We start from the raw sequence: 17,760 nt of genomic DNA, 5'->3' as shown, positions 1-17,760 counted from the left end.
GTTGTTACAACTAGCAACAACGAGAGCAGTATATAAGATTTTTTATAACTATCGATAAGCAACTTGTGGCCCTGCCCAAACTTCTGTAACTTTTTTACCAAAAGTAATAGGCTGATCTGCATCTGTTGTTGTCGGTACAGTCTTGCCATCATTAGCTACTTTTACCAAGGGCCAGTTTTCCTCGCCCATTTCACCAGCACGGAACAGCACATGATCGGGTTGGCTTTTACTCCAACCTAACAATATGGCAATCTTCTCATGCTCATTTTCTTCTTGAGCAGGAGCAATAGTGTTGGCGTGATTTTTTTGCCGATCCCAAATCACTGCATGATCTGTAGCATCGCCTGTATTAAACACCCCTTTAAACTTACGTGCTAAAAAGCGATCGCCTTTTTCCGACCAGCTAACGGGAACTAACACCCCAATTGACCCATCAGTATCACTCTGTTCTGATGACACCGTTTTTACAGCTAACAAGGGATCACTAACAGGAGCAGTTGAAGCCATCACCCACAACTTCTTAGTTTGCATATCTTGTACAAACAGAACGCTGGTGACGCGACTGTTATACATTTCCGGTTTTACTTCTAGTTGCACCCGACTATAAACAGCATATTTACCATCTGGAGAAATTACAGGCACACTGCGGTAGTAGCGCACTCCAGAACCACCCTTAGAACCAATAGTCTCTTGAGTAGCTGTGATCCATTTCCAAGGAATGGGATGAGGACTTCCTATTGGATCTGTCTGTTCTGCTTGGGCTTCTTCAGTAGGTATTTCCGTTGTTGTAGCTGGTTGTGATTCTCCTGCAATTGGAGCAAGTTCAACTGCTGCTAATGATTGAGAAATAGGCTTTTGTCTTATTTGAGAATTTTCTGTTATCAAAGACTTAACCTTAGCAGCTTTTAATTTTTGCACTAAATTAAGTTTACTAACAGACACCTCTGGTAATGGTGCAAGTTCAACTGCTGATAATGGATTAGCAGTTGGCACATCACGGTTTGACAGAGAATTATCTTTCTCTAGTAAAGACTCAATTTTATCTGTTGCTAATACTTGCGTCTCAACAGCAGCCTCTTTAATTGGCACATCAAATTCTTCTCTCAGCGAGTTTGTTTGATCTGCTTTGATAATTTCAGCTATATCAGGTTCTTTAATAGCAGCCACTTCATTTGACACAGAGTCAGATTCTCCAGTCATTGAAGTTACCTTTGCTACTCTCGATTTGGCTGCGGTAGAGTGACCCGATGCCGCAAGTAAAGGTGCGAGCAGTATCACAACGACCACGTAATTAAGAAATGGGTGCGTGCGGAACCATCCTGACAGCAAAAGGGGTTTAAGCATGTGTAGACTCTTTAGAAGGGTGGTTGCTGTGTGAGGAGCAATGCCTATACGGCAATGAGCAAGGTCTGATTATATGTATAACAAGAAACTAAAGCCTTTTACGAGATCTTAGCTTCAAATTTCGCATATTTTTACGAAACTAAAGTGTTATTAGTTACTTGTTTTATGGATGTAGGTACAGAATATTTTTTTACGAAAATACGCCAGTATAGTAATCGTGCAGATAACTCAGTAATTACTGCATGAAATACACCATTTCCATTCCTATACTCAACCCCGCCAGAATTAAGTGTTACTGGGGAAAGTTAAGGGAATTTATACTGGCAGCCCAAAATCAGATAGGAGGCTGTCAAAAATTGGACTATAGTAACTAAGCCGCAGTTAGCAAGTTGATTTATACCTGCTACAACAACACAAACTCCGATAACGTTAAATGTGTATGAGGCGTTACTTGAAAAACTTGGGAACTAGACACACAATACATATTACTCAAAAACTATTAGTGTCATCCACTAAAAGACAGAAATTGCAATATTAGCTCCGCAACTAACAGGAAAGCATCCCGTTTTACAAGCAAAACCGCACTCAACGCTAATTCGAGACAAAATTATGAACTAAATTTAGCAGGTAGATGCTCTGGCAATTTGTCATCAGATATCGTCAAAATATTCAGTTCACCAGAAGCAAGATACAGTTGGTATTTGCTGATCTAGCTGCCAGCTTAGTTACAAGTATATCAAGCAACTTTTGGTTTCACCAATCACAGAATATCTGATCACCAAACAACTAATACTCTTTACAAAAGTCAACGGTACTTTGCACTACGGCATTAAAGTTGTAATTGAATCGGTTGTCAGTTATTAGGGTCGCACTTACTATTAACTAATGAATAATGATTGATGACTAATGAAAATCGTATTTTTTGGTACTCCCCAGTTTGCTGTTCCCACCTTAGAAAAATTACTAAATCACTCAGAATTTGAAGTGTTGGCAGTTGTAACCCAACCAGATAAACGCCGGGAACGCGGAAATAAACTTATCCCTTCACCAGTAAAAACCATCGCTACCACTCACGCCTTACCAGTATGTCAGCCCCAATCGGTGAAAAAAAACACTGAAACATTAACCCAACTTAGACAATTAGACGCAGATGTATTTGTCGTTGTCGCATATGGACAAATATTGTCGCAAAAAATTTTGGATATACCAAAGTTGGGTTGCATTAATCTGCATGGCTCAATTTTACCAAAATATCGGGGTGCAGCTCCGATTCAGTGGTGTCTGCATAACGGCGAGAAGGAAGCGGGGATCACTACCATGTTAATGGATGCGGGGATGGATACTGGGGCAATGCTCCTAAAAGCGACTACGCCTGTTGGATTACTGGAGAATGCCCAAGATCTAGCCGATAGACTAGCGGTAATCGGTGCAGATTTGTTAGTGGAAACTTTATTGAAGCTAGAATCCAAGGAAATTGAACCAATTCCCCAAGATAATTCAGAAGCGACTTATGCACCTTTAATTCAAAAACAGGATTATGTGTTGGATTGGTCAAAGAGCGCTATCCAATTACACAATCAAATTAGGGGCTTTTATCCTAATTGCACTGCTACCTTTCGCAACAAACCGTTAAAAATCAGTGCTTCTGCTCCCTTTGGCTCTGCTTGCGATCGCGAATTACCACCAGAATTACAAGAAATAATACCTAAATTATCTCATCTGTCAACTGTATCAGACAACCCTGGAGAAGTAGTAAGTATTACTAAGGGACTGGGAGCGATCGCCCAAACTGGAGAAGGTTTTCTGCTGTTACGAGAGGTTCAGCTAGCTGGTAAACGTCCCCAGTCGGGATGGGATTTTGTGAATGGTACTCGCTTAACTGTAGGAGAAGTATTTGGCTCTGGTAGTTAGAGAGTGGGAGACGGAGAAATGGAGAGATGATGATTAATTACTCCTAACTCGTAACTTCTAAGTTTTCATAGAAACGACAAGACTTGCAAGGCCCATCTGGGTTGACAGCACAGCGAATAATTTCTGAGCGAGCATTATACCTGCAAGTGGCATCACCAATTACCCAACGTCCCTGTACTAAACTTTTTTCAGATGGTCGTTTAGCAGATTGCACGTAAATGGCAATATTATGCAAACGATATCGCCCCGCCTTAAATTGATATCTGTGGCGGCGCTCTAAAACCGCGTAGGTCTTACCTTGAAAATCGAGATAGTTTCCGGGTTGAGGTGTCCAATCAAGTTGCACTCTGCCGAGGGACTCACGCGGATACGTCAGAATCACCTCGGTTTGTAAAGAGTCTGGCTCCATAAGCTTATGTGATTTGATTTACATTATAAGGATGGTATCGCAATAGCTTACTTTAGCTTACCGGATTTAGATTATATAGGATTACTATTTGATTTTTGAACGAAATTAGGTATTGTAGGGTGTGTTAGAACGGAGTTCGTAACGCACCATTATCGAGGTTTTGGTGCGTTACGCTGTCGCTAACACACCGCCAGTTTGCTCAAGTCGGGAGACCCGCCCACGCAACTGGCTCCCCTACGTATCTTTTTAGAAATCAAACCGGATTCCTATAGTTAGTGACTAACTAGGTTTGCTAGAAATCTATACATAGCAGTTAACTACTTTAAATAAGTAAATATTTATACTATTTTTTGAATTTGAAAATAAAATAAAGACTAATAATAATTATCCATATTAAATACAAAAGTAGAACAGGCGAGAAGCCTGTTCTACAATCAATGACTAATTTTAATTAGCCTATCTGACTGTGTTTTTCACTGCGTCGGCTGCATCTTCAGCTCCTCGCTGAATATTTTTACTGGCATTGTCACCTGCACGTTGAGCATTTCTAGTCAGGTCTTGGGCAGCGTTTTGAGTGTTTTGCTTAATATTTTCAATTCCGCGCTTAGTTCCCTTAGCGACTCCTTCTCCGACTTCTCCAGCAGAACTACCAACATCTTCACCTAGGTTTTTCACTCTTTCACCCAAGGGTGTACCCTCTTTAAAATTTCGTCCGTATTGCTCGCGACTGTCACTCCCTTTCTCCTCAACGTTCCTTTGAGCATTTTTCGATAGCGCTTCAGATCTATCGTTTGCTGCCTTTTCAGTTCCTCTCGCTCTGGGGTCTACATCACTAAAGTTATTCATCCCGCCAGCAGGAGCAGAGAGAGGATAATCTTTTGTGGGATCGTATCGTTTGGTATAAGGTGATTGAGCATCAGGCTGTGGTGGTTGTTTTGCTATTCCTGGATCACCACAAGCTTGGGTCAAAAAGATGAAGATTCCTGCTAGAAAGACAGTTAAAATCTTTACGGGACGAATGTTATTTAGCCAAGCGCTTATTTTTTTCATAGTCCTAGTCCTTGCATTTTTGTGTCTAAGTTAAACGTTAGTCGAGGAGCATTTAGAGTTAATTTTCCATCTCATGTATTGAGACGAAATAAAAGTTCTATCTGCCTACCGCTGGATTTTTTTGTACTTCAGGTCTGGCATTTGCCTCATCTGCTTTTTCTTTCAAAAAACCGGAAGCTTCTTCAAATTCTTCTTTCACAGTCTCAAGTCGCTCTTGAACTCGAGTGCCTAAATCTGGTTCACGTTGAATTAAACCACCTGGTTCAGACTGGCGAAAGTCTTTATCCGTGATGATTGGCAGTTCAGCTTCTTTGTTTAGTCTACCTGCTGGTGTCTCAGCACCAGGATAAAGTAGCTCGGATTCTCTGTTTGTAGCAATGAGCAATTGTGAGTTTAGTTGTAAGCTAGCATGGTCTTGCCCTTTATTGGCTTTTGTATTCGTTACTTTCGGATCTGTGGACATCCTATATTTGGTATATTTGTCTCCACCACCCTTGTAAGGATTGTTTGCGCCGCCAGCTTGCACAGCAGGATTTTGTGGATTTGCACCTTGAGCATTTACTCCACTACAAGCAGTACTAACTATCAACAATAGTCCAGCTAAAAAGATAGTTAGCATCTGGCGTAGTCGTAGTTTTTTCAAGAAACCTATCAAAACGTTCACGTTAGTCCTCCTTTCAACTAAAAATGAGCTATTACTTTTGCTGAATAATCGGGTTTATCGGCAAATTATTATGCTTTTCTTAGTTAGCGAATCTTTGAATAACCCTAGTTAAGGATAAGAGGACTAAAACGACCTTTACATCTAGCGTAGGTAACATTCTCCTTAGTACTAAACCTCTATTTTTATCTAACTATAGAGAGATATAATTTAATGTAATAATCTGTTGATTCTGTGTAAGAAAATTAAGGATATTTTGAGTGAATGTATAAATTCAATATATAAGTTAGGGTTCAATTTATGTTAAGTGATATCAGCCTTAAGAAAGATATTAAATATGTATGTAGATGATGAATATCTTAGTACAAATAAACGTCAATAGTCAACAGTTAAGAACCAATGTAATATCTGTCTTGGACAACACACTCTAGAGTGTAGAGTATCTAAAAAACTCCAATATCAATATAATTTTTGTGTGACAGTAAATTATATTAATTTAATACAAAGTTTGTAAATAAAGTTACATTAGGTTTTTTCACAAGTCAAGAATCTTTTCTCCAAATCTTTGCAGATGTAGCTGATACATCATAATATTTGAGGTATTCAGTCTTAGTTGCTCTAACCGTTAAATTACCAAAATCATGAAGCAAATTTTACGCTGGATAATTTTGGGTGGGACGCTGTTTTTTTTAGCGAAAGCTTTGAAAGATAATTGGCTTGAGGTGACTGCTATCCGCATTGATAGTATAGGATGGGCAATTCTCGCGATCGCTACAGGCGTAACTTTACTAGCACATATTTTGGCAGGCTGGATTTGGACTTGGGTTCTGCAAGATTTAAATCAACCTGTATCATCTTCCCAGTTTATTCAAGTTTATCTAAAAACAAACATTGCCAAGTATTTACCAGGTAACGTCTGGCATTACTATGGGCGAATTGTAGCAACGAAGAATGCTAATATACCCAGTGGTGCAGCCACCTTAAGCGTTTTGCTAGAACCGCTACTCATGGTAGCGGCTGCTTTAATCATCATTGTTCTATTTGGTAGTCAATTTGCAGCAGCAAATACCACTCCGGTTGTGCAAATATTGCAATTGCTGAGTTTAGCTGTGGTGCTTTGTGCAGTTCATCCCCGGTTTTTGAACCTAGCCATTCGCTTTTTGTACAGACTGAAAGCAAAAAAATCTGCTGATACGACTCAGCCTACTGTTCCCTTTAATATTGAACGCTATCCTTTACGACCTTTGTTAGGAGAATTAGGCTTTTTAGGATTGCGTGGTACTGGCTTTATATTAACTATTGCTGCGCTGAGTTCTTTAAATTGGAGTCAAATTCCTTTGTTACTGGGGGCTTTTAGTTTCGCTTGGTTGCTAGGGTTAGTTATTCCAGGTGCGCCTGGTGGATTGGGCGTGTTTGAAGCAACTGCTTATGAACTGTTACAGTACCACTTTCCAGGGGCCCTAGTATTTGGTGCGATCGCTCTATACCGCCTAATTAGTATTCTAGCTGAAACTATTGGTGCTGCTTTAGCTTGGTTCGATGAACGTCTTGCTCAGTACTAAGTTTTGATTTATAATTTCGATTATTTCCCCAAACAAATAAATTTAAGACTGCATTCATTTTTGTGAATTTGTCTTCAACTGCGAAAACACACGATAACTATCTAGATTCAACTGCGGATTACAATTTTGATCTTCTTTCATCTTAATTAAGTTGTATTCTACATTGTCTGCGTAGATTGCAAACGTGATATTAAAAATTTCAATAAAATTAATTACCCACTTACATTCATCTGCGGAATACTTCTCGTAGTAATAAATCAGATGAGCAATACGAGCTTCTAAATGTATACGAGAGTTTCTACAAATCAAAATAATCTTCAGCAGTATAATCACTAATGTGAGGGGATTTCCTTGTGAAAGCAATAAAAGGAACAATGATGAAGGTTCTTTTCCATGTTCTGTAGTCAGAAAATCGATCACACGGTTACAGGTTCTTAGAAAAAACTCTTTCGTGATAACTTCTTCATTATGTTCTGTCTTCCATGACGATAACTTCTCTACAAACTGCTGCTTTAAACTTTTTGCTAATTCTTGATCCTCTACTGAAAAAAATAAATATTTTATAATACTTTCTTTGAATTCTTCAAGACTTTGGTTTTTAGTTTGTTGGACAAATATATTAGCAATATTATTATGGCTAAATACACCTTTTCTTAAGACAATTACCTTGATCAAATGTAAAACATTATCTCCTAAAATACTAGGATTTTTGTAACGTGTTGTACTTGAAGCAGCAGATTGACAACGAGCAATATACATTGCTAGTTCAAACTTAAATTTGTCTTTTATCTGTTTAGACAGCTTCTTGGCAGCCTCTTGTTGCTCTTTAGAATTAGTTTCATTCAAAGATTGAGCAACTAATAAATAAGAAGTATAGCGATGAGTCCAACAGTTTTTGTCTGGTTCATTATATCTAGCAGCAAATAATTTAAGTTCTTGATAATCATTACTTTTGATAAAACTGTCTAGCCAGCTTTTACAGATATTAATTATTGAAGAATTTATTGTTTCAGTTATCAGATTACTAGTAGTAAATAAGTTAACTAATTCTTGAATATATTTGTATTTTCTATTAGTTTCCCAGTTATTAATTATTATGTAACAACATCGTTTAAGTGTGTTACGAAACTCTTGTTCTTTATCGTCAAAGAAGATTCCGTATATTCCTGGAACATAATCCGAACTTAGTGAATCCAAACCATCTATAAATAAACCTTTAAATTCTCGCAAAACATCCTCTGGTGGAGATTGTTTGACAATATCCGCCAAGAAACTGTAAACCCTCTCTTGTGCAATTTCCACATTAAGCTGTCTAGAGTTGGACGTAACAAAATGCTGATATCCCTGGCTACTTGGTAAACTATTAGCGGTCATTCCAGTTCTCAAGACAAAAGAGCTTTCTGTTTATATTGTTATCAGCTTAACCTTGCCGAACAGTAGTATCAATCTATTCTTCAAAGATTCAGCATTTTTTTTACATAAAGTTGGATAAATAAAATTTTAAATTTAAAGTATTCCATAATTAAGAAAAATTACTTAAGATTCAAAGTAACAATAATAACACATTTTTTACAGATCTGTTTATCTAAAATACTATGAAACCCACCTGTACTTGATGGGTTAGTTTTTTTGATTTTTGAATTTTTTAGTGGGGGTGGAGGGACTTGAACCCTCACGACCTTTTACGGTCAACGGATTTTCATTCTCTCGTAGCTTTCACTACTGCCTGATAGCTTTAGCAATCACAGGCTTTGAGAATTGGACTCTCCCTTTACCCTCGACTTAACGTTAGGGTAGCTCCCGTCGGGTCTCTGCACCTTCCCTCAATTTTGGATTTCGACTTTGGGATTGCAGAACAATCACAAATTTAAAACTTCAAATTGATGGGCTTGGCTCAGGATTGCCGTGTCTGTTAACAGATTTAGGTTTCCCTGAGTTTGAGAGCATCCACTTGAGGGATTTCTCCTTCAAGGCTCAGTTTACTAAGTCCGTAGCGTCTACCATTCCGCCACACCCCCTTAGGTGTTTGGTAAATACTTACTATTCTAAGGCAGCAAATACTTCCCTATCTATTCCACCATCAATTGTGTCTTTTGTGCAACTAGATTTCAAAAATTTTGTCGTGAATCAGTATTTTGTCTCTCTTTTTACTTGACTTTGTTGACGAATTCCACAGTCATAAATCTACAGCAGTTCTGGTTTTAATGCAATACGGAGTGTGGGCACAACGTAATTGTGTTAGAATAATTATATGCGTGAATACGCTACCACGTCCGCGGAAAGGGCTGCGCCCATCATCACAGCTTTATATAATACGGTTTCCTTTGCCTGACTGGCGGACACAGGCGGTAATAGAGGAGGTCGTATGTCTAATCCGCGCCAGCCACTTAAAGAGGAGCGCTTAAATCTTGAACAACAGAAGAAACGTGCAAAAGATTTGCTTTTTGAGTACAGAGCTTATCAGGAGTTAGCGCTTAAACGTTTTCAGCAATATCATCCCAAGGCTTTTCAAATTAGAGATTTTGCGGCATTTCAACCTCAGCTTAGTGATGCTCAACTGGTTATAGCCAGGGAAAATGGATTACCAAGTTGGGTGAAGCTCAAGGAGCATATCCAACGCATTGATCAAGCCAGTGACGATATATCCCGTGGTATTATGACAGCTTTCGATGCCGATTTAAAAACCCTGCATCTACGGTGTGGATCAGATATTGCGAATAAGTTGGCGCTCGCAGGCTTTTGTGGCGATTTCTTGGAATTTTCCGATCCTTATTGCCAGGGGCCTATTCCTTCAGACTCTAACCTGTCCCGATTTTTGAACATACGAGCAGCCTTCATTTCAGAAGCATACAGCGTTACTTTAAAGGATGCTCAAAACTGCCTTGAACGGGAATATAGTCAATTATGTATCAGCCACCAATATGAGCGGGTAGTGCTGTGGTTTGAACATGATTCTTACGATCAGCTAGTTTTAGCTCATCTGCTTCACCACTTTTGGAAGATCCAATCATTTCCCAAACATTTAGAGTTAATTTGTATCGATTCTTTTCCAGGTGTTGAGCGCTTTGTAGGGTTGGGACAACTTTCATCGGAGGCACTTTGTACTCTTTGGGAGCGGCGACATCCCATTACTCGTCAACAACTTCAATTAGGAAATCGAGTCTGGAAAGCTTTGAGCGCTGAATCACCCCAAGCGCTGATCGAGATTGTGAATACCGGAACTCCTGAAATTCCTCCAATGTCGAAGGCGCTACGGCGACATCTCCAAGAACTTCCTTGGGTTAAAAATGGACTCAGTTTGACACAGCAGCTAACGCTCTCAATTCTGGCAGACAAGGAAACTATGAGAGTCGATAAACTTTTTGGAACTCTGGTTGCGGAAAAAGAACCGCTTCCCTATCTAGGAGACACCATGTATTGGTATGTGCTGACTCAAATGCTGCAAAGTAACTGTCCACCATTGGAGATTACAACTGCATCTCTAGAGGAACCTTGGTATAAGCGAGTACTCCAGTTAACTAAAGCGGGACATGCTTTGGTGCAGGGAGAGGTGAATTGGTTGGAGATTAGTATTAGCGAGATCGCGTCGGTTGGTATTCGTCTAACCAGCAGTCAGCCCGTCTGGATGTGGGATGACCTGCGAAATCAACCTATTTTGCAATAGGCAATACTTCCCTCAGATCAGGCATTCAGCCTATGATAGGAAAATAGACGCTTAGACAAAAAAGTATGATTGTCGCCCTGCTTTATCTGACTTTGGCTGGAGCTTATCTTTTAGTAATGCCAATTGCTATCTTGCTGTACCTGAAACAGCGTTGGTATGTGGCTACCGCCATCGAGCGTACCTTTATGTACTTTTTGGTGTTTTTCTTCTTTCCAGGTCTGTTGGTTCTATCGCCGTTTGTGAATTTTCGACCCCAGCGGCGACAAATTGAAGTTTAACAAGATTGGTAGGTCATAAATCTCATGCGACGCGTTGACGCTATTAGTATTGGCTTGGGCGTTTTCCTGGCTGGTGGCTTGGCATACATACTATTGCAGCTAGTCGGGTTAGATAATCAAGAAGCTGGCATCTGGAGCCAAGTTTTATTAGTCAGTGGATTGGTTGGCTGGTTAGTCACCTATTTTTTCCGCGCAGTGGGACAAAAAATGACCTACCACCAACAGCGGGAAAAGTATGAACAGGACTTTCTCCAAAAGCGGCTGGAAGAACTTACTCCCGAAGAACTAGCACGAATTCAAGCTGAAATAGAACAAGAAGAACAAACTCAGGTGTAAAGTTATCTATTAGTCAAGAGTCCAAAGTCTAGATTTTAACTCTTGACTTTGGACTCTTGACTCTTAAAATTAATGACTGCGATTTCTGATTGCTTTGAAACTCTTGTACGGAATCGGGAGTGTGCTCTGATTCCATTTATCACCGCTGGCGATCCAGATTTAGAAACAACAGCAGCAGCGTTGCAAATTCTGGATCGTAGTGGGGCAGATATTATTGAACTAGGTGTACCCTACTCCGATCCTCTAGCGGATGGGCCAGTGATTCAAGCGGCTGCTACCCGTGCTCTGCAAAAGGGAACTAAGTTGGAGCATGTGCTGGAAATGTTGCAAACAACTAGTCCTAAATTGCGATCGCCTATTAGCCTGTTTACCTACTACAATCCAATTTTGCACCGGGGAATTGACAAATTTCTCTCTTCAATTGCTGCTGCGGGGGTGGCAGGATTGGTAGTACCAGACTTACCTTTAGAAGAAGCCGCAGGCTTGCTTCAACCAGCTGGTGAAATGGGAATTGATGTAACTTTGTTGGTGGCTCCCACCAGCTCAGCCGAACGAATAGAAGCGATCGCTCGCTCCTCCCAAGGATTTATCTATTTAGTTAGTGTCACTGGAGTTACAGGCATACGCTCCCAGATGGAAACGCGAGTGTCAGATTTACTTAAACAAATTCGTGGTGTTACTGATAAACCCATCGGTGTAGGCTTTGGCATTTCTCAAGTAGCGCAAGCTCGTCAAGTCAGGGAATGGGGCGCTGATGCAGCGATTGTGGGCAGTGCTTTTGTGAAAAGGCTGGCAGAAGGCACACCAGAGCAAGGACTGAGGGCGATCGCTGATTTTTGTCAAAGTCTCAAGTCAGCCATCAAGACCGACAACAACGGCACAAATACTCATCTTGCTCAGACTGAGAAAGTAGATTAAAAAGTATAACAGCGTAGTTTTTTTGTCCTTAGTTGGTGGACAATTTGACGGTTATGGTCTTGAATATTAACATCAGATATCAGGATGTAAAAAAACTAGCTGATACAGTTGCTTATATTTTGAGTATTATCTGAAGTTAAGTAGGTAAAAAATTATGAGTGTGAGAGTGAGTCAGTCACAAATGGTTATAATTACGTCGCAATTGAGGGGCAAAGGCGATGAGTGAGAGTATGGCATTTATCGGCGGGGTCGCCGTAGCTGGACTGGCGGCTCTTGTATTACTCAAAGGAACAAATACTCCTCTACAATCTAACTTTGTTGCCCCACAAATGCCCGCCACTGTAATGCCACCCCAGGTTATGCAGCCACAAGCGCAGTATCCTTATGGGCCTTATGGGCAACCAATCTATCCCAATCAACCACCTGTAGCTCCCAATTCTGAACAGCGCGTCGAATGGGAAAAGCTGAAAGTAGAATTTGATCGTTTAAAAAGCGACAACGAACAGCTAAAAACTCAAAACCAACGACTTCTCGATAATTACAACACCCAGCAGCTACAATTAGCCCAGAACAATCAACCAAAAGCAGCATTAGCACCATCCCAACCAGAAAATCCTTGGTGGTCTTCACCCATAGTGTGGGCAGTAGGAGGCATGAGTCTGACTATTGGCGGTGGTGTTGTAGTCGCTGGGGTATTAGCTTTGTTCTCACCTCGGCAACGTCCAGCCCGTACTGTACAAGTTATTCATCCCTATCAAGGAACTACACCGCCTTTGGTTCCTGTGCGTCGCGCTGAATTTCTCCCACCTTCTCGACTAGAAGCAAGACGAGTTGAAGCCCCAGAATACGACGAAATGCATTGAGAGTGAAGTGAAATATTTGTTATTAGGGCTAGCAAATACTATTTATGTCTAATCACTGTAAGATGACACACTTGTATTGAATTTGTGTTGGCGTTGCGATCGCCTACGGCGGGGCGTAGCCCATCGCACATGTTACACCTAGCCATCAATATCTAGTAAAAACCTAGGTAAAGTTATCCGGGTTTCAGGAATTATATCGGGTAATTATCAGCGATTTCTCGCCAATTCAGTTCTATATATAACAAATTTCTAGAGATATAGAACACTCTACTGGACGCCTAGTAAAAAGGTGCCAAATTAATTGGCGAGTATTTAAGTTGACTTCACTGACAAATTTTTTTTGTTTACCCCTTGTGAGCAAATGCTATTTTAGTCTGTTGAATGTTAGTTAGTGATGCCTGGAGCGATCGCTTGACAATTGAGCAAAACTCTATATCTAACAATTAAGAATTAAAACTTCGTATTAATACTTATAATTTTATGGCGATTTCTGTAATAAGCACCTTCTGGGTGGTTAAAGTTAAATAAAATCTCAAAAAACGTACTCTAAAAGTTCTAAATTTTGTCAGAAACTCAAATACTACGAACTCATTTTTAACCTTTGCCAAATTACTAATCACATCGTTTTAGGCAAAGTTGACAACGAAAGTCCGTTAGCAGATGTTAGTCTCGCGGATTTTAATACACCAAAATTATATATAGATTAAGTGTTAAGACTGAAGTAACCTTCATTACAGATTCGGTATACTTGATCCCAATCTAGTTTTGAAGTGAAGATCAAGAGCGATCGCCTTCACGAACCGGTTGTGTTGCAAGAGCCTATTGAGGATAAAAGATCCGCTTGAGTTAGATTCAGTTTATGCAACCACACAGATAGGGTTCATAAACTGTGGTTTTCATGCTACTGATATGCCTTCAGCTTTTTTACCAGACTAACGTCTGTTTTTGCAAAACAACCGGGAATTCTCTGCTAGTTACCACCCTAATCAGGCAACTTGCGAATAAGCTCTCTAATTACATCTGTTTTTGCTCTCCCTGTCTGATTACAGTATGTTTCAAGTCTTTTGACTTCATCTAATGCCAGGTTGAGGCTAATTTGCTTGACGGTCAATTTTTTACTCATAATCTCACCCACTAAGTGTAATATTTGCCCTTGTACTTTAGAAACCTTCAACAGTTTGCTATCTTGCTTTACCTACGTATCAAGTTTTCAAACATAGTGCTTGCTTACCTTAACTAGTCTTTTATCAGCATACCGCTATAGTGGTATTATTAAACCCATATCTATAGTATTATGTTGTTTATAACTTAATATAGTTTAGTTAGCGTGAAAAACACCAAATTACGTAGGTTGGGTTAAGAGGATGTTTGTAAAGTCCAAGATAGTATAAAAATGTCATTCTGAGTGGAGCAAAGCGTAAGGTATTCCTACGGCGAAGCAAGCTACGCGCAGCGTCTCGTAGAGAAACAGCTAAGTTTTTGACTACATATTGAGATGTTTTATTCCGCTACACTGCATACCCTGCGGGATCTTGCTACAACATGATAGACAAAGGCCCTTTTAAAACATTCTCTAAGGAACAAAACCCAACACCTACTAAAGTGTTTGTTGGGTTGCATCCGCTTAAACGCTATTGTATTCAAGCCAAGAAACCCACCCATACAAGTGGCTCCCTAAACTAGTATTCTTAGTTAACTGAACTGTATTGATTTACAGCAGATTTCAGGTATATCAAGTACATAAATAAAACGCGAAACCCTATAGAGACGTTACATCCACGGTCTCTATATGTGATTTATGAAAATGCCAACTGCTGTATAAGTCTGGGTTAAGAACCAGATGTAGAAACTTAGTAGATTTAAAAATACAGATTATTCTAAAGCTGTGGATATTTTACCCTCAACAAGCTTTTGCAACACAAGTAAAAGCTATTAGCTACATTTTGACTATTTATCTAGCACCTCATCCTGTCACTGATTGGTATGAGAGATAGTTGATTTAGTTAACTGAATTGCAGCCAAGCGAGCCTTCAATACTGACATATTAGTTTCATCAACACTGAAATTAAAAACCATAACTTCAGAAGGTTCAAAACTATACTGTCGTACATAGTTCTCAACAAGTCTTGAAGCACAAACTGCATCAGCCTGCTCTAAAATTTGATGATTTTTTTGAAGGTACTCTAAATCTAGAGTTTGAAAGTTTATATGGGAAATTCCAGCTTGTTGTAGCATCTGTTTCATCACTTTACAGGTAACTTCTTCTTGACAAATAAGCAGCATTAAAGCATTACGAGGTAAAGATGAAATTTGTGCCAATAGTTGCAAGTCAGGCTTGAGGTTAACAGTAATAACTTCTTGCTCTGGAGCAGTTAATCTAATTACTTCCCACTGATGTTGTGCAGTTGTAATTACAAGGTCAGCAGTTAACAGTTCTTTTAATACTTTTGATTTGTTAATCTTGAAATCTTCCAAACAGAGAAACAATAAAGGAAGTTTTATTTCTGATTGAATAGTTTCGTATACACCTGTACTGTGTTGCAAGTATTCTATAAATACTAATTTTAAAGGAGCAACAGCGTGTCTATTCAATATTGCGGCTTGCGCGTAGGCTGCTGCACCAAATTCAGATGGAGATAACCCAGTCATTACAGCAGCATTGAAAGCTTGCCCTAGCAGATTATAAAATTCTTTATGGATAATAATATTTTGTACAACTTGAGTGTGAGCAACAAACGTCCCTTTACCTCTTTGGGCTACCAAATAGCCTGATTCAATTAAATAGTTATAAACTGCTGCAATAGTGTTATGATTTACTTTTAAATGTTTGGCTAATTGAGTAACAGTAGGCAAAGTATCACCTGGTTGCAAATCCCCTATAGCAATTAATAGCTTAATTTGTTCAGCAATTTGAGCGTTAATTGTTATTGGCGCTTGGGTATCAACAAAAAGAGGAAACAAAATTGTATTAGACATTACCATAACGGATTGGCAACAGTAACTACGAAGATTTCCCTAAAATCGCATTACTTACTCCTCAATCATTACTTAGATGTAATCTATAATAAAACTTGGTGGTATACAAGTAAAGAGAATAAATAATGAAAAAAATAAGAATCTCTCTACAACTTAGTATGCGATATATTATTATGATTAGCAGGAAAAAGCAAAATTTTATTTCCAATGTCTATCAATGTTTTCGATTGGTGGCGCTCTGTTATTTCACGAAATTTCCAAATTCTTCCTACACATTCATCTTCTAAGTATTGAGGCAGTGAAGAACGCTCAAACATTCGGCCATCCTTTAATTTAAAAGTATCATAAGCTTCTAAGTCTGTATGCGTGTAAATCTCTTGAATTCGATGAAGAAACAAATCAGAGTTCTCAACTAGACTAGAAGCCAATTCTAGTGCTTGACCCTCATTTTGTGAAACTATAATGTGTTGAGGAAAACTCCACATTTCTATAAACCTCCGATTCAGACTCACCATCCTTCTGCTACTATCGACAACAACTATGCCAGCGTTAGCTTGAATCTTACCCTGACTCAAGAGGCGTATCATGCATTTTGTCCTTGATTTGGTTGTTAATTTGTTTTTAGACTATAGTATATATGATATAAAGAATATAACGTAATGTGCGATTTAGAACAAGACTATTAAAATTCATCATCAAGATTAGAAAATTGATTAATCTGGCGATAAGATTTTGCTCCTTCAACACCGCGAGGCGAACATTGAGAGGGTATGAAGCCGTGAACATGATTCGCAAGCGACAAGTTGAAGGTAATGAAATAAGGAAACACTTAAGCTACTGTTAAATTTGTTGCTCGAATTTGCAGTGTGGCTGCATAAACTAAAATCTCACACAAGTAGATATTTTGTACTTAACAAGTTTTTACTATACAACTATATGGGGATCTGAAAATGGAAGAAGTCCTTGCATTGCTTGAAAAAAAGAAGCAAGAATTTGCCCAAACGCCATTTATGAAATTTCTTCAGGACAAAAGTATAGACCCAAGACAAAGGTTAGCTTGGGCTCCTGCCTTTGCTCCTTTTGCCATGAGTTTTAAAGATTTCAATAGAATTATACTCCGCAAAGAGCCAGCAACTAGCAGGCTCCAAGAAATGATTAACCAACACACTTATGAAGATGGTCGCCACTGGATATGGTTTATACAAGACCTAAAGTTGATGGGATATGATTACTCCATAAACTATACCGATACGTTGAAATTCCTCTGGGGTGAAGAAACACAGAAAGTACGCTCTTTAATTAATAACTTATTTGCTATGTGTACTTTTGAAGAGGATATTCTGATAAAGTTGGCTATCATTGAGGCGATAGAAGCAACGGGAACTGTAGCTTTATTTGAGATTGCACAAGTAGGAAAGGAACTTCAACAAATTACTGAGCAGCATCATCCGTATTTTGGTGAGTCTCATTATGCTAAGGAGACAGGTCATATCCAGGCAGAAATGGATGATGTAGAAGATTTTGTTAAAAGCATAAAATTGACAGAAGCACAGAGAGAAAAAGCCTTTGCTTTTGTAGAGAAAGTGTTTACAGATTTTACAGATGCACTGAATGAAATGTTAGAGTTTGCTAATAATCATCCCTATGATAAACCATTTACAGCAATGTATGATATGAGGAAAATCAAAGTCTCTGTATAAATGAGAATGTTAGCTTTAAGTCTACATACCTTTTATGTTCATCCAAACAATACAGTTCATCTCTCCTTTGAGATTAGACACTTTGAAA

General features: G+C 39.1%; 16 protein-coding genes. 8 read left to right on the top strand and 8 right to left on the bottom strand.

The genetic code is table 11. From position 1 onward, the window contains the following. Positions 1 to 48: 48 nt before the first annotated feature. Positions 49 to 1,344 carry a hypothetical protein gene (locus HCR01_RS29780; RefSeq protein ID WP_193199624.1) on the bottom strand — a complete coding sequence of 432 codons (1,296 nt, stop codon included), beginning with the start codon at positions 1,342 to 1,344 and terminating at the stop codon, positions 49 to 51. A gap of 906 nt (positions 1,345 to 2,250) precedes the next feature. On the opposite strand from HCR01_RS29780, the gene fmt reads away from it, so the two are divergent. Continuing rightward, positions 2,251 to 3,255 carry a methionyl-tRNA formyltransferase gene (fmt, locus tag HCR01_RS29775; protein ID WP_193199623.1) on the top strand — a complete coding sequence of 335 codons (1,005 nt, stop codon included), beginning with the start codon at positions 2,251 to 2,253 and terminating at the stop codon, positions 3,253 to 3,255. Between the two features lie 43 nt (positions 3,256 to 3,298). Here the strand turns inward: fmt and HCR01_RS29770 are convergent, their stop codons facing one another. From HCR01_RS29770 to HCR01_RS29760, 3 genes are all read right to left on the bottom strand, one after another. Next, complete coding sequence (locus HCR01_RS29770) at positions 3,299 to 3,664, bottom strand: DUF6464 family protein (protein ID WP_193199622.1); 366 nt, start codon at positions 3,662 to 3,664, stop codon at positions 3,299 to 3,301. Positions 3,665 to 4,120: 456 nt separating this feature from the next. Further along, entirely contained in the window at positions 4,121 to 4,714 is a 594-nt protein-coding gene (locus HCR01_RS29765; protein WP_193199621.1) for a hypothetical protein, read from the bottom strand. A gap of 97 nt (positions 4,715 to 4,811) precedes the next feature. Further along, positions 4,812 to 5,378: a DUF6658 family protein gene (locus HCR01_RS29760; RefSeq protein WP_193199620.1), complete on the bottom strand. Its 567-nt coding sequence runs from the start codon at positions 5,376 to 5,378 to the stop codon at positions 4,812 to 4,814. 638 nt (positions 5,379 to 6,016) lie between these two features. Between HCR01_RS29760 and HCR01_RS29755 the strand changes: the two genes are divergently transcribed. Next, positions 6,017 to 6,937, top strand: coding sequence for a lysylphosphatidylglycerol synthase transmembrane domain-containing protein (locus tag HCR01_RS29755; protein ID WP_193199619.1), 921 nt, complete (start codon positions 6,017 to 6,019; stop codon positions 6,935 to 6,937). Between the two features lie 54 nt (positions 6,938 to 6,991). Here HCR01_RS29755 and HCR01_RS29750 read toward each other — a convergent pair whose 3' ends face one another. Then, positions 6,992 to 8,311, bottom strand: coding sequence for a hypothetical protein (locus HCR01_RS29750; RefSeq protein ID WP_193199618.1), 1,320 nt, complete (start codon positions 8,309 to 8,311; stop codon positions 6,992 to 6,994). A 991-nt stretch (positions 8,312 to 9,302) separates the two neighbouring features. Between HCR01_RS29750 and HCR01_RS29745 the strand changes: the two genes are divergently transcribed. The 5 genes from HCR01_RS29745 (at position 9,303) to HCR01_RS29725 (ending at position 12,996) form a co-directional block, all read left to right on the top strand. Further along, positions 9,303 to 10,601, top strand: coding sequence for a DUF1835 domain-containing protein (locus HCR01_RS29745; RefSeq protein ID WP_193199617.1), 1,299 nt, complete (start codon positions 9,303 to 9,305; stop codon positions 10,599 to 10,601). A gap of 65 nt (positions 10,602 to 10,666) precedes the next feature. Continuing rightward, positions 10,667 to 10,879 carry an NAD(P)H-quinone oxidoreductase subunit L gene (gene ndhL / locus HCR01_RS29740; protein ID WP_193199616.1) on the top strand — a complete coding sequence of 71 codons (213 nt, stop codon included), beginning with the start codon at positions 10,667 to 10,669 and terminating at the stop codon, positions 10,877 to 10,879. A 24-nt stretch (positions 10,880 to 10,903) separates the two neighbouring features. After that, positions 10,904 to 11,215 (top strand): DUF3007 family protein, encoded by a 312-nt coding sequence (locus HCR01_RS29735; RefSeq protein WP_193199615.1) that lies wholly within the window; start codon positions 10,904 to 10,906, stop codon positions 11,213 to 11,215. Between the two features lie 72 nt (positions 11,216 to 11,287). Beyond that, entirely contained in the window at positions 11,288 to 12,133 is an 846-nt protein-coding gene (trpA, locus tag HCR01_RS29730) for a tryptophan synthase subunit alpha (RefSeq protein ID WP_193199614.1), read from the top strand. A gap of 218 nt (positions 12,134 to 12,351) precedes the next feature. Beyond that, positions 12,352 to 12,996: a heterocyst differentiation related protein gene (locus HCR01_RS29725; RefSeq protein WP_193199613.1), complete on the top strand. Its 645-nt coding sequence runs from the start codon at positions 12,352 to 12,354 to the stop codon at positions 12,994 to 12,996. Positions 12,997 to 13,978: 982 nt separating this feature from the next. Here HCR01_RS29725 and HCR01_RS29720 read toward each other — a convergent pair. The 3 genes from HCR01_RS29720 to HCR01_RS29710 all read right to left on the bottom strand — a co-directional run bounded on the left by HCR01_RS29720 (position 13,979) and on the right by HCR01_RS29710 (position 16,559). After that, entirely contained in the window at positions 13,979 to 14,119 is a 141-nt protein-coding gene (locus HCR01_RS29720) for a CopG family transcriptional regulator (protein WP_162399400.1), read from the bottom strand. A gap of 848 nt (positions 14,120 to 14,967) precedes the next feature. Then, the gene (locus tag HCR01_RS29715) at positions 14,968 to 15,972 is read right to left on the bottom strand and encodes a GntR family transcriptional regulator (protein ID WP_226889717.1); all 1,005 of its coding nucleotides are present in this window, start codon (positions 15,970 to 15,972) and stop codon (positions 14,968 to 14,970) included. 146 nt (positions 15,973 to 16,118) lie between these two features. Then, positions 16,119 to 16,559, bottom strand: a complete 441-nt coding sequence (locus tag HCR01_RS29710) for a PAS-domain containing protein (protein WP_193199611.1) — start codon at positions 16,557 to 16,559, stop codon at positions 16,119 to 16,121. Positions 16,560 to 16,922: 363 nt separating this feature from the next. On the opposite strand from HCR01_RS29710, the gene HCR01_RS29705 reads away from it, so the two are divergent. Continuing rightward, a complete protein-coding gene (locus HCR01_RS29705) occupies positions 16,923 to 17,672 on the top strand; it encodes a hypothetical protein (protein WP_193199610.1) in 750 nt (249 codons plus the stop codon). Positions 17,673 to 17,760 lie beyond the last annotated feature (88 nt).

The organism is Nostoc sp. MG11 (genome assembly GCF_014904695.1).
GTDB lineage: Bacteria > Cyanobacteriota > Cyanobacteriia > Cyanobacteriales > Nostocaceae > Komarekiella.
This window is presented reverse-complemented; position numbering and strand designations above follow the sequence as displayed.